Origin of the sequence: Streptomyces angustmyceticus, from assembly GCF_040701845.1 — a bacterium.
In the GTDB taxonomy this organism is placed as follows: Bacteria; Actinomycetota; Actinomycetes; order Streptomycetales; family Streptomycetaceae; genus Streptomyces; species Streptomyces angustmyceticus_A.
Genome location: NZ_JBFBHQ010000007.1, coordinates 164,996 through 176,997 on the forward strand (window position 1 = coordinate 164,996; position 12,002 = coordinate 176,997).

General features: G+C 71.0%; 10 protein-coding genes. 9 read left to right on the top strand and 1 reads right to left on the bottom strand.

Annotated elements, in window-relative coordinates; translation table 11 throughout:
- Positions 1 to 110 precede the first annotated feature (110 nt).
- The 9 genes from AB0411_RS18600 to AB0411_RS18640 all read left to right on the top strand — a co-directional run bounded on the left by AB0411_RS18600 (position 111) and on the right by AB0411_RS18640 (position 11,143).
- Positions 111 to 1,136 (top strand): hypothetical protein, encoded by a 1,026-nt coding sequence (locus AB0411_RS18600; protein WP_366418370.1) that lies wholly within the window; start codon positions 111 to 113, stop codon positions 1,134 to 1,136.
- 32 nt (positions 1,137 to 1,168) lie between these two features.
- The gene (locus AB0411_RS18605) at positions 1,169 to 2,017 is read left to right on the top strand and encodes a fumarylacetoacetate hydrolase family protein (protein WP_366418371.1); all 849 of its coding nucleotides are present in this window, start codon (positions 1,169 to 1,171) and stop codon (positions 2,015 to 2,017) included.
- Positions 2,018 to 2,021: 4 nt separating this feature from the next.
- Entirely contained in the window at positions 2,022 to 3,731 is a 1,710-nt protein-coding gene (locus AB0411_RS18610) for a non-ribosomal peptide synthetase (protein ID WP_366418372.1), read from the top strand.
- Between the two features lie 5 nt (positions 3,732 to 3,736).
- Positions 3,737 to 5,503: an asparagine synthase (glutamine-hydrolyzing) gene (asnB, locus tag AB0411_RS18615; protein ID WP_366418524.1), complete on the top strand. Its 1,767-nt coding sequence runs from the start codon at positions 3,737 to 3,739 to the stop codon at positions 5,501 to 5,503.
- A gap of 27 nt (positions 5,504 to 5,530) precedes the next feature.
- Entirely contained in the window at positions 5,531 to 6,217 is a 687-nt protein-coding gene (locus AB0411_RS18620; RefSeq protein ID WP_366418373.1) for a thioesterase II family protein, read from the top strand.
- A 35-nt stretch (positions 6,218 to 6,252) separates the two neighbouring features.
- A complete protein-coding gene (locus AB0411_RS18625) occupies positions 6,253 to 7,881 on the top strand; it encodes an FAD/NAD(P)-binding protein (protein WP_366418374.1) in 1,629 nt (542 codons plus the stop codon).
- Entirely contained in the window at positions 7,844 to 9,139 is a 1,296-nt protein-coding gene (locus AB0411_RS18630; protein ID WP_366418375.1) for an ATP-grasp domain-containing protein, read from the top strand. Before AB0411_RS18625 ends, AB0411_RS18630 begins: the two co-directional genes overlap by 38 nt.
- 2 nt (positions 9,140 to 9,141) lie before the next feature.
- Positions 9,142 to 10,125, top strand: a complete 984-nt coding sequence (locus AB0411_RS18635; RefSeq protein WP_366418376.1) for a hypothetical protein — start codon at positions 9,142 to 9,144, stop codon at positions 10,123 to 10,125.
- 190 nt (positions 10,126 to 10,315) lie between these two features.
- On the top strand, positions 10,316 to 11,143 hold the full coding sequence (locus AB0411_RS18640) for a UbiA family prenyltransferase (protein WP_366418377.1): 828 nt from the start codon (positions 10,316 to 10,318) through the stop codon (positions 11,141 to 11,143).
- Positions 11,144 to 11,190: 47 nt separating this feature from the next.
- Here the strand turns inward: AB0411_RS18640 and AB0411_RS18645 are convergent, their stop codons facing one another.
- Positions 11,191 to 11,856: a helix-turn-helix transcriptional regulator gene (locus AB0411_RS18645; protein WP_366418378.1), complete on the bottom strand. Its 666-nt coding sequence runs from the start codon at positions 11,854 to 11,856 to the stop codon at positions 11,191 to 11,193.
- Positions 11,857 to 12,002 lie beyond the last annotated feature (146 nt).

A 12,002-nucleotide genomic window follows, 5' to 3' on the forward strand; every position in this document is an offset into this window, starting at 1 on the left:
GCCGCCCGCCCTTCGTTGTATGCCGCCCCCAGGGCGCCGTCGTGTGCTGCAAGGTCGTGGCAGATCCGCAGTGATCTGGCATTCCCTTCCCACTGCTTCGGAGGACCAGAATGTACGCATCTCCTTCCCGGACGTTCCCGTCGCGGCGGCTTGAGATTCTCGACGCGACGTTGCGGGACGGCTCCTACGCAGTCGACTTCCAACTCGACGAGAAGTTCGTCAGGAAGCTGCTCCGCAGGCTGGAAGCGACGCCCATCAACAAGGTCGAGGTCGGGCACGGCCTCGGGTTCGAGGCGGAGCGTTCCGGTATCAAGGCTTCCAATATCGATCTGGCGACCTGGTGCGAGATCGCCGGCCAGGAGCTCTCCGCCACGCCCTGGGGAATGTTCGCGCAGCCCGGGTTCAGCCGGCTCGAAACCCTCGCCGACTTGTGCAAGGAGGGCATGTCGTTCGTACGGATCGGAATGGAGCCCGAGAAGGTCCCGGACCACCTCGACTACCTCCGGCGCGCCACCGAGATCTGCGATGAGGTCTACCTCAACCTGATGAAGACCAGCAGCACTCCCGCGCAGGAGCTGCCCGAGCTGCTTCGTGACATTCCCGAGGTGGCCGGCCTGTACGTGGTCGACTCCTGCGGCTCGATGATGCCCGACGACGTGCAGCGGTATGTGACCGTGGCGAAGGACATCTGCCCCGTCGTCGGATTCCACGGGCACGACAACCTGGGCCTGGCGAACGCGAACAGCATCGCCGCATTCCAGGCGGGCGCGACCATCGCGGACGGCACGCTCGACGGAATCGGTCGTGGGGCCGGGAACGCGGAGACGGAATCGCTGGCCGGAATCATGCGCGTTCTCGGATCGGACCGGTTCGACTACAAGGAACTGGCCAAGCTCGCGCACTTCTGCCGCACCAGCCTGGAACTCCTCCCCGAAGACCGCAATATGCAGGTGCTCGGCGGGGTGATCGGAATTCACTCCGGCTTCTTCCCGCTCATCGACCAGCTGTGCCAGGAACTCGAGGTCGAGCCGGCCCCGTTGATGGAAACCGCCGTCGGCATGGCCCGGCGCAGCGCCGAGAAGACCGACATCCGAGCCGCCGCGCAGCAGCTCTCCCGGCAGACCGCCGCGGCCTGAATTTTTCGTCAACCCCGCTTGAGAGGAACGCCATGCGTTTGGCGCGCGTCAACACCCGAAAAGGCCTGCAGACAGCTGTGGCGCACCGCGGCGGCTGGATCCCGCTCTCCACCCTGGACGCCGTCGCCGGCCGACAGCTGCCGTACCGGCTCAGCGACCTGCTCAGCGCCGCCCGGCGCCAGGAACTCGCCGAACTCCTCGACCAGGTGACGGGCGCCGACCCGCTCGACGTACGCCTGGAGGAGGCCGCCACCGTCGTCGACGCCGGAGACATCTGGGGAGCCGGACTCAACTACCTGGGACATTCCCAGGACCTCAGCGCGCAGCAGCCCGCTTCCGGACCCGGCTCGTACCTGCGGCCCAGGGGCTGCCTCATCGACAACGGCGGCCAGATCGAACTGCCCGTGCAGAGCGGTCGGGTGACGGCGGAGGCGGAACTCGGGCTCGTCGTCGGCCAGGAGTGCAAGAACGTGCGGAGCCAGGAGTGGCGATCGGTGATCGCCGGCGTCACCGCGGTCCTGGACATGACCGCGGAGGACGTGATCCGGGAGAACCCGCGCTACATCCCGTGGGCCAAGGGATTCGACACGTTCTGCAGTGTGGGCCCCCAGGTGGTGACCCTTGACGAGTTCGATGACGAGGCGCTGCGGTCGACGCGGGTCTCCACCGTGCGCAACGGAGAGGTCGTCGCCTCCGCATCCGTGTCGGACATGAAGTACGACCTGGCCTTCCTCGTCGAGTACTTCAGCGCCGGCCGCACCCTCACGCCCGGCACCGTCATCTGCACCGGCACGCCGGGGGCGGCCGTGATCGAGCCGGGCGACACGATCACCTCGGTCGTCGAAGGCGTCGGCACCCTCTCTCACTCCGTGAAGGGCTGAGACCATGAGCGCACAGCACTCCTCCGTAGCGGACGCCCTCGCCGCGGCGATCGAACGCCATCCGGAGCGCCCTGCCATCGAGACAGCAGACGGCGTCGTCACCTTCCGTGAATTCGGCCGTCTCGTCACCGAGTTCGCCCATGAGCTCCGGACGCTCTCCTCGCCCGGCGAGTTCATCGGCATCGAGGCCGTCCGTACTCCCGCCTCCATCATCGCCATGGCCGCCGCGCTCAGGGCCGAACGCCCCTTCGTGTTCCTCGACCCGCGCGACAGCGCCTCCTCCAACCACGCAAAGGTCGCCTCCCTCTTCGTGGCCTGGATCGCCGAGACCTCCGCAGGGGCGAGCGGGCCCGTCCTGGTGCCCACACCCACGCAGTGGCGCGCTGCCGACGAGCCGACCGGCGGAGCGGTCGTGCCGCTCGAGGACCGGGTCGGCTACGCCATCCACACGTCGGGATCGACCGGTGAGCCCAAGTGCGTGCTGGTCAGCGCCGCGCCCCTGGCCGGGGTGATCCACGACCATGTGCGCGCCCTGGAACTGGGACCCGAGAGCCGGACCCTCCAGTTCGCCCGGCTGACCTTCGACGGCTGCCTCACCGAGATCCTGTGGACGCTGACCGCCGGCGCGTGCCTCGTGGTCCTCGGGGAGGAGCACCTCAGCCCGGGCGCCGTACTCCAGGCGACCCTGGAGAAACACCGTGTCACGCACCTGAAGACCACGCCCTATGCCCTCACCGCGACGGATCCGACGACGGCGATGAGCCTGCGCCACGTGATCAACGGCGGCGGAGCCTGCCGCCCCGCCGTGGTGCGCAAGTGGACGGCCCACACGGACTTCCACAACGCCTACGGGACGACGGAGAGCACCGTCTGCAACCTCCTGAGCGCCCCGCTGAACCCCGACGACTGCACCGACGCCGTCCCCCTGGGCACGGTGGTGGGGGACTGCGGCCTGGAGGTGGCCCAGCTGCCCGGCGGGCCCGCGACAGGGGCCGGCGACGCCCTGCGCGGTGAGCTGGTCATCACCGGGCCCAGCGTCGCCATCGGCTACCTCACCTCCCAGGGCCTGCGCCGCTTTGCCGAGGGTCCCGCGAACCGCGTCTACCGCACCGGCGACATCGTCGAGGTACGCGACGGCCAGTACTACTTCGTGGAGCGCCTGGACCGGCAGTTGAAGGTCCGCGGCTACCGGCTCGACCCGGGGGAGATCGAGAGCGCGGCTTGCCGGCTCGACACCGTCGTCGAAGCGGCGGTCGACGCCGAGGCGTACGACGGTGACGATCCCTCCGCGGCCGACGCCCTGGTGTGCTACTACCAGGGCGGTGCGAGCCCCCGCGAGCTGCGCACGCACCTGGAGGCGGTCCTCGACCCGTACAAGGTCCCCTCGGTGCTGCACCAGGTCGAAGCCCTGCCCTACACCCGCAACGGCAAGGTCGACCGGGACGCCCTGCGGGCCCGCCGGCAGCAGTCGGGCGCGGCGGGGCACGAGGCCGGGCCGGCGGAACAGGTCCTCGCCCTGGTGCGCCGTCTGACCGGGGTGGCCGACGCGGGCGTGGAGGACAACTTCTTCGACCTGGGAGGCGACTCGGCCTCCACGGTCATCCTCGTCAACAAGCTGAAGGACCTCGGCTGGATGGACGCCGGCGTACGCGACGTCCTGCGTGCGGAGAACCTGAAGGTGCTGGTCGACCACGTACGTGAACGGGGGCTGTGACCAACATGTGCGGTGTGTGCGGCACGTACTCGCCGTCCGGCGTCACCGACCGCAGCGTGGCCGCGGCCATGCACGAGCGGCAGGTGCACCGAGGACCGGACGAGACCTACTCACTGAACACCCCTACGATCTGCGCCAAGCTCGGCCGCCTCGGCTTCACCGGCCTGGCCGACGGGTGGCAGCCTGCGGAGGACAGCACCGGCCGCTACGTGGCCATGACGAACGGGGAGATCTACAACGCCCGCGAGCTGCGGACCCGGATGGGGCTCGACCGGCCGCACAACGGCGTCGACGTCGCCATCGTCCCGGAGCTCTTCGCACGGTACGGATCCGAGGGACTGCACCTGGTCGACGGGCAGTTCGCCACGGTCGTCCTGGACCGCGCCCGCAACGCGCTCCATCTCGCCCGGGACCGCTTCGGCATCTGCCCCCTGTACTACACCGAGGTCGGACCGCAGGTGCACTTCTGCTCCGAACTCAAGCCCCTGGTGCAGTGTGTGGAACGGCCGCGGAAGGTGGACCTGGGCGCGGTCGACCAGTACCTCTCGCTGGGCAACATCGTCGCTCCGCGCACCCTGGTCGAAGGGGTCCGGGCCGTCCCGCCGGGGTGCGCCGTCCGCTTCGACGCGGACGGAAGCCGGACACTGCGCTATTGGCGCTACGGCGAGTTCGCCCCGGCGGACGAACCCGTCACCGATGCGGCGTTGCGGGAGGCGATGCGCGCTTCCGTCCAAGCCCGGCTGCGGGCAGACGTGGAGATCGGGGCCTACCTGAGCGGAGGCTTCGACTCGACCGCCATCGTGATGGAGGCGGCCGCCCTCAGTGCCCAGCCGGTCCGCACCTTCTCGGTGGTCTTCGACGACCCCGGGCTCGACGAGGGCCGTTTCCAGCGCGAGGTGGCACAGGCGGCCGGCAGCAAGCACGAGCAGATCCCCTGCCACCACAGCGACATCACCGCGCGGTTCGAGGACATGGTGCGGCACTGCTGCTATCCGCAGCGGGAGACCTACAACGTCGCCGCGATGATGCTCGCGGGCAGCGTACGGGACGCCGGCATCAAGGGGGTGGTGTCCGGGGAGGGCGCGGACGAGCTGTTCTTCGGCTACGACTCCTACGCCTTCGACGGCCTGGCCCGCTCACGGCGTCCCTCGCGGGCCGAGAACGAACAGGCCTGGGGCCGACCGGACTTCGGCTGGGAGGTGGACTGGGACAAGGTCGCACGCCGCCGGGAGGGGTTCCTCACGCCCTCGGCGCGCGAGGCCCTGACGGGCCACGAGTTCCACCATGCGCGGCTCATCCCGTTCACCGACCAGGAGGTGCAGCAGCTCTCCCGCATGCAGCTGCGCTCGATCGCCGATGTGTACGTGCAGATGTCCGGCCACCTGCTCGGCGACCACGGGGACTCGATGCTGATGCGGCACTCCGTCGAGGGCCGCTACCCCTTCCTCGGCAACTCCGTCGTCTCACTCGCCCTCCAGGTCGAAGACGCCAGGAAGATGAAGGACTTCGAGGGCAAGGCCTGCCTCAGGTCGGCCTACGAAGGCATCGTTCCGCAGTCCGTCCTGCAGCGCGGAAAGCACGGCTTCACCGCCTACGACGTCCAGTCCATCACGAGCACCCGCACCTGGGAGGACTGGCGAGCCCTGGTCGAGGCCAGCGGCCTGTTCACGGCCGGCTGCCTGGACGGCCCGGCCGAGACCGGCAAGTGGGACTTCAGGATCAGCGCGATCAGCATCGCGATGATCATGGACGAACTGGGCCTCACCCTCTGACCCCGACGGGGAGAAACGGAGAAACCGGTGCCCACGGAACCACACGGCACCCTCGTCCTGCCCGGGGCGGGATCCTTCGGCGGCGAACTCAAGCCCCTCCTGGACGAGCTCGGGCCCGCTGCCCGGATCGCCCGGTACCCCGGCCGCTTCGGGCGCGACATGGGCAAGGACACGACGTTCCCCGAGGTCGTCGACGCGTGCACCGAGCAGGCGCAGAAGCTGCCGGCTGAGCGGGTGACCCTGCTCGGGCACAGCTTCGGCGCCTACGTCGCCCACGCCACCGCGGCGGAACTGGAGCGCCGCGGACGCCCCGTCCACGCGCTGGTCGTCGTCGGCGCCAACGCGCCACAGCGGCTCGCCGTCCCGCAGGCCGCGCGCTCCGACCGGGCGGCCGTCGCGGCCTACCTGGAGGGCATCGACCCGCGGCTGCTGCCGGACCCGTCCGACGAGTGGCACGACCTGGTCCTGGATGCCGCCCTGCAGGACCTGCGCCTGCTCGCGGACGTCGGTGCCGCACCGCGGCCGCACCCACGGTGCGCGGTTTTCGCCGCGCGAGGGGCAACGGATCCGCTCACCTCCGCCGAGGGCACAGCGGAGTGGGCCGCGGCGACCGCCGGCCCCTGCACCCGCCGCACCTTCCCCGGGGGCCACTCCGATCTGCTGACCACGTCCGCGTTCGCCGACTGGCTGCGCCTCATCGCCCCGCGCGAGTAACACCCGCCCCGAAGAAGAAAGGAGACGCACTCACCGTGGACAGCCGCGACAGCCGCCCCCTGGGCACCGGTGGACACCTGGTGGTCGTCGGTGGCGGAGCCTCCGCCACCGCGGTGCTCCACCACCTTGCGCAGCACGCCGACGTCCGCCCCGTGTCGGTGACCGTGGTAGACCCACGGCCGGCCGGATTCGGCGTGGCCTTCGGAACCGCCGACCCGCGCCTGCGCTGCAACACCTCCGTCGACGTCACCTCATTGCACCGGGACCAGCAGTCCGATCTGCTGCGCTACCTCGCCGGGCGCGGGTGGCCGGTGAGCCGGTCGGACTTCGTGCCGCGGGCCCTGGTCGGGCAGTACTGCCGTGAGCGCTTCGCCCGGGCACGCAGCACGCTGGCGGCCCGCGGCTGCGCGGTACGTCAGGTGGCGGGCCGGGCCGACACGGTGCGGCCCGCCGCGGAACCGGGCCGGGGATACCTCGTCGCCCTGAATGACGGCAGCACCCTGGAGGCCACGGAAGTGGTGGTGGCGGTGGGCGGCGACCAGCCGCGCCTGCCGGACGTGCTCCGTGACCACGCGGACCACCCCGACCTGCTGGCCGGCGCCTACCCCTCCGGCCGTCTGCGAGAACTGGCCGCAGACGCCCGGCCGTTGGTCCTGGGCACCAAACTGTCCGGGGTCGACGCCGCACTCGTGCTGTGTGCGGAACAACGACACGTCACCCTGTGCTCGCCGTCGGGAGAGCTTCCCGCGGTCCGGGACCGGCTGTGCCGCCCGGACCGCCCGGCCGGGCTCCTTTCCGGGCTGCGCGCGCTGGACCCCCGGTCCCCGGGCTTCGACCTCGCCTTCACCAGGCTTCTGGTCCGCACGGTCCGGAACGCCTCGCCGCTGCCCCCGCCCGCCCTCGGCCGGCAGTTCGGAACCGAACCCGAGGCGCTGCGGCGGCTCGGCACCGAGCTGCGGCAGACCGAGTCCGGCGCCAACGCCTGGCAGTCCGTCATCGCCGAACTCATCGAGGCCGTCAACGACTGGACGCAAGGGTGGCCCCGCGACGAGCGGGACCGTCTGCTCGCCCGGTTCCGCCCGCTGATCAGCCGTCACATCTCCGCCATCCCCGTCTCCAGCGCCCGAACCCTGGCACGGCACGGGCTCGCCGGGCGGCTCGCGGTGCGGCGCGGGACCCCCGTGTCCCTCGCCCCGGCGCCCGGTGGCGGCTGGCACGCCCGGTGGCACCCCGAAAGCCCTGCCGAGCACTACACCCACGTCGTCGCGGCCGCCGGATACCGGCCGCCCGCTGTGTGTACGCACGGCCCGGCTCTGCTGGCCTTCGGCGCGGCCGCCTGCTCGCCCGGCTGCGCTCCGCCCCCCACCGACGACCGCCTGAGGCTCACGACTCCCGACGGCAGGGCGCCGGAGCGGATCTGGATGGTGGGAGCCGCAGCCGGGGCGCGCACCGCCATCGTCAACTATCTGTGGACCGCGGCCGCCCAGGCCGACGTGGTGGCACGGAGTCTCGCCACCACCGCCCCCCGGCCCGCAGGGCCGGCAGCGGTACTCCCGCAACCTGGCGCCGCCCCCACGCTTCAGACGCCCGCAACACGCACGCACCCCAGCTACGAAAGGCACCCTCGTGTACGTACTCGTCGACCCCGTCTCCACCGGCCGTGAACTCGCCGCCGCCTTCCGCGAGGAAGGTGCCCGCGTCCTCCACCTCTACGAGGCGGCCCTGCGCGCTGATCACGCCGTCGACACCGCGCCCCGCACGCACCTGCTGACGCGGACCGGTCCCGGCGCCGTACAGGAGGCGGCCGATCTGTTGCGCAACGAACCGGTCGCTGCGGTGATCGCCGCGAGCGAGCGGGGCGTACTGCTCGCCGACGAACTGGCCCATGTGCTCGGGCTCCCGCACCACGAGCAGCACCTCGCCGCCGCCCGCCGTGACAAGGAGCTCATGGTGCGCGCGTTGGAGGCCGCCGGTATACCGGCGGCCCGCACCCGCACCGTCGCCTCCGTCGCCGAACTCGACGAGGCACTCGACGCATGGGGCACCGCTCCGGGGACACCAATGGTGATCAAGCCGCGGGACAGCGCGGGCAGCGACGGCTGCACCGTGGTCACCAGCCGCGCCCAGGCGCACGCAGCGGTCGAGACCACGCTGCTGAAGTCCAACCTCATGGGGGAGACCAACACCGACCTGCTGCTCCAGGAGTACCTGACGGGCACGCAATACATCGTCAACACCGTCAGCATGGCCGGTCGGCACCTGCTCACGGAGGTGTACCGGGAACGCATCGACACCGTCGGCGGCGCTCCGGTCCTGCGCCACATCGTCTCCCGCCCGCAGCTCGACGAAGGGGAGCGCGACCTCGTCGACTACGTCCTGCGCTGCCTGGACGCCCTGGGCATCAGGGAAGGCGCCGCCCACACCGAGGTGATGCTCACGGCCGCCGGACCCCGCCTCGTGGAGGTCAACTCCCGGATCATGGGACCGTCCCTGGCCCCCGACCCGTATCACGCCGCCTTCGGCTACAGCCACCAGCACCTGGTGGCCGAACGCTTCCTGCGACCGGAGGAGTTCGCCCGCCGGTTCGACCTGCCCTACGGCGGGGGGCGCACGCTCGCCAAGGTCTTCCTTCGGGGCTTCCGGGACGGAGAACTCGCCTCGGTGGAGGGTGCCCGTACCTTGCGCCGCCTGCCTGGCTTCCACTCCATCGACAGGCTTCCCGTCACCGGGGCCCCGATCCCGGACCGGACCCTGACGACCGGGGCCTCGGGCATCGCCTACCTTGTCCACGAGGACGAGGACCTGCTCCACAGCTCGCTGGAGTTCGTCCACCACCTCGAGGACGATCACACCTTCTACCGCATGGCCGACGTCCCCGCAGACGTGCGGGGCGCCGGGGAAGAACGAGGAGCGGCTGCCTGACGATGCGTGCCATAGCCCTGATCGCTTTCTCGGTGCTGATGCAGGCGGCTGCCGAGGCCTTCCTTTCCGGCCGCATCAGCAGCGGTGACAGCCTGCGTTTCTCCCTGCTCGCCTTCCTCGGGTGCACCCTGCTCTTCCTGGCGGTCAACCGAGTGAGCAGGAGCAGGAACCGCCCGAGCAAGTACCCGTCGGCGGGAGTTGGGCAATGGCGCCAGTTCGCCGCGCTCAACGCGGCCAGCGCGGTCACCTTCCTCGGCCTGTATGTGGCGCTGGTGTGGGTACCGGCGGCGTTCGCGGCCAGCCTGATGGCCGGCGTCGGTCCGGTCGCCGCGAGCATCCTCGCCCGGCTGTCGGGTCAGGCCCGTCCGGCCGCGGACTGGCTCCGCTCGGTGGGCTTGTTCGTGGCTTCGCTGGTCACCGCAGCAGCCGTACAGCCCGCCCTGCTCGACACCTCGTCATGGCAGTCCGGCCCGGCCGCGAGCGCCGCCGGCGCCGCGCTCGCCCTGCTCGCCGGCATCGGGGCCACGGTGCTCGCCCGGCTCTCCCGCCAACTCGGGGAGCGCGGGGTCGCGCCGTCCGTCGTGATGGCGCACCGCTTCCACCTGACCTACGTGTCCGCCGCGGCCGCTCTGGTCAATGGTCAGCTCGTCGAGCGCCCGCACCTGGGCTGGGGAGTGACGGCGCTGGTGGCCTTCGCCGGCGTGGTGATTCCGCTCTACGCCCTTCAGGTCGGTGCCCAACGTACGGCGGCCACGGTCACCATGGCTCTCCTCGCTGCTCAGCCCGGCCTGGCCTACCTCGTCCAGGGCGCTCTCGGCTACCCCCTCGCGGTGCAGGGAACCGTCGCCGTCGTTCTGCTGCTGCTTGCGGCGAGCGCGGTGGCCCATGCCGAGCACCGCCGCCCGCAGGAGCACGGCGTGACGCAGGCCGACCGGACCCCGGCAGCGCAGGAGACCGACGCCCCGGCCTCCACCGGAGTCGCCTGACGACGGCGGGCAGTTGCTCAACTGCTGCCACCTTGGTTGTAGAAGCCCCCCGGCGTGCGAGGAGCTCTTCTACGCTCCCCCCATGGTTGCTGTCATCGAAATGTCGGACGGTGCCCGCTTACCCAGGCGGGGAAGGGTCTCCGTCGCCGCGCGAACCGCTCGCCTGTGCTGGACCGAAGCACGGCCCGCCGTGCAGATTGCCTTCCTGCTGCGGTTCGTGACGGGAACGGCCTTCGCAACGCAGGGCGACCCCCGGCTCCCCCGGATCCTGGCAGGGGCGGCGGCATGGTTGTGCGCGAGCGTCTTCGCCTACCTGTTCAACGGCGTGATGGACGTGGACGAGGACCGCCGGAACCATTCCGAACGCCCCATTGCCCGGGCCGCCCTGCCGCTTCGCCGTGCCGTCGCGGTCACGCTGACCGCGGCGCTGCTCGCCCTGCTGCTGTCCGCCCTGTGCGGCGGACTGATCGGCTGGGTCGTTGCCTTCCTCGCGCTGGGATGGGTGTACTCGGCGCCACCCCTGGCCGCGAAGCAGGCGAGCCTTCCGTGCGCGGTCGTGGTGTTCGGCCTCGGCTGGACGTCCTACGCGGGCGGTGCGGCGGCAGTCGGGAACGGCCTCACCGTTCCCGCCGTCGTGTTCGCCACCGCCATGGCCGCGTGGATGGCCCTGGTCGGTGCCGTGGTGAAGGACTTCAGCGATGCGGAGGGCGACGCCGGAGCGGGAAGGCGCACGCTCGCCGCCACCCGCGGCCTGCACGCCGCCAGGCGCCTCGCGATCGCGGGTGCCCTGGCCGTGGGCGTCGGCGCCCCCGCGGCCGCGGGGGCCTGGGCACCCGCCGTCCTGCCGGGCACCCTCCCGCTGGCGCTCGGCGCAGGGTGGGTGACGGTGCGCTGCCTGCGCGGCAGGCACACCGAGCACCGCGATCGACATGCGCGCCGGGACGCCTACCGGGCGTTCATGATCACGCAGTACACCGCGAACCTTGTCATGCTCGTGACGCTAGTGGGTTCGCGGTGACCCCGGCGCCGCTCCAGCCGGCCGTACGGTCGCGCCCGTGGGGACGGTCATCTCCGCTCCGCGCCCTTCAGAACCGCGTCCATCCGGGACGTCGCCCCGAGTTTGTTGAAGATGTTGTAGAGGTGGCGCTTCACGGTTCCCTCGCTGATGTCCAACTGGGAAGCGATCTGACGATTGGTCAGCGCCAAGGCCACCGCGTCGAGGATCTGACGCTCCCGCGGGGTCAGTTCCTCCGGGGCCTCACCCCTCTCGTCATGCGCCGGCGCGGGGTGGTGCGTCTGCATCTCGGGGGAGTGGGGGGCAGCAGGGGAAAGGATCTGATCGCGCGTCTCTTCGTATCCTTGGCTTCCGGCGTAGAGACGCACCGAACAAGCGGCCCGGAAGGCCGCGTTCACCTGCTGCCAGATCACCGCCCGCTGCGGCGGCGCCGCCGACGCCGCCGCCGCATGGACCGCCGGCTGGAGGGCCGACCACAACAGCTCGGCAGCCCGCACCGATTCGGCGACCGGCACTCTCTGCAGGGCTCGGTTCACACCGAGAAGCCGTGTGTAATCCTCCGCCGCCGTGGTGTCCGGCAGGCCCCCCTGCTCCAGGGTGGCAATGCAATCGTCGATGATCGCCACGGCCTGCCGCCGGCACGACGACCACAGATCCGACCGCTCGGCCAGCATGCTTTCCACCCGCAGCAGACCGGCTTGGTAAGCGTCCAGCACATCGGGTACCGAAGAGCGCAGCGCTGTCGCGGCTCTTTGGCGAGGTTCGCCTTCTTCGGGCTTTTCGCCGGCACGGGGCGCCGAGAGGCCGCCGGTTGTATGGCGCTGCGAACGAGGGCCGAGATGCACACATCCTCCAAATCACG

Excerpts from the sequence above, each read along its gene's own strand:
- AB0411_RS18605 (WP_366418371.1), top strand. The coding sequence starts at position 1,169 with ATGCGTTTGGCGCGCGTCAACACCCGAAAAGGCCTGCAGACAGCTGTG.
- asnB (WP_366418524.1), top strand. The coding sequence starts at position 3,737 with ATGTGCGGTGTGTGCGGCACGTACTCGCCGTCCGGCGTCACCGACCGC.
- AB0411_RS18600 (WP_366418370.1), top strand. The coding sequence starts at position 111 with ATGTACGCATCTCCTTCCCGGACGTTCCCGTCGCGGCGGCTTGAGATT.
- AB0411_RS18610 (WP_366418372.1), top strand. The coding sequence starts at position 2,022 with ATGAGCGCACAGCACTCCTCCGTAGCGGACGCCCTCGCCGCGGCGATC.
- AB0411_RS18635 (WP_366418376.1), top strand. The coding sequence starts at position 9,142 with ATGCGTGCCATAGCCCTGATCGCTTTCTCGGTGCTGATGCAGGCGGCT.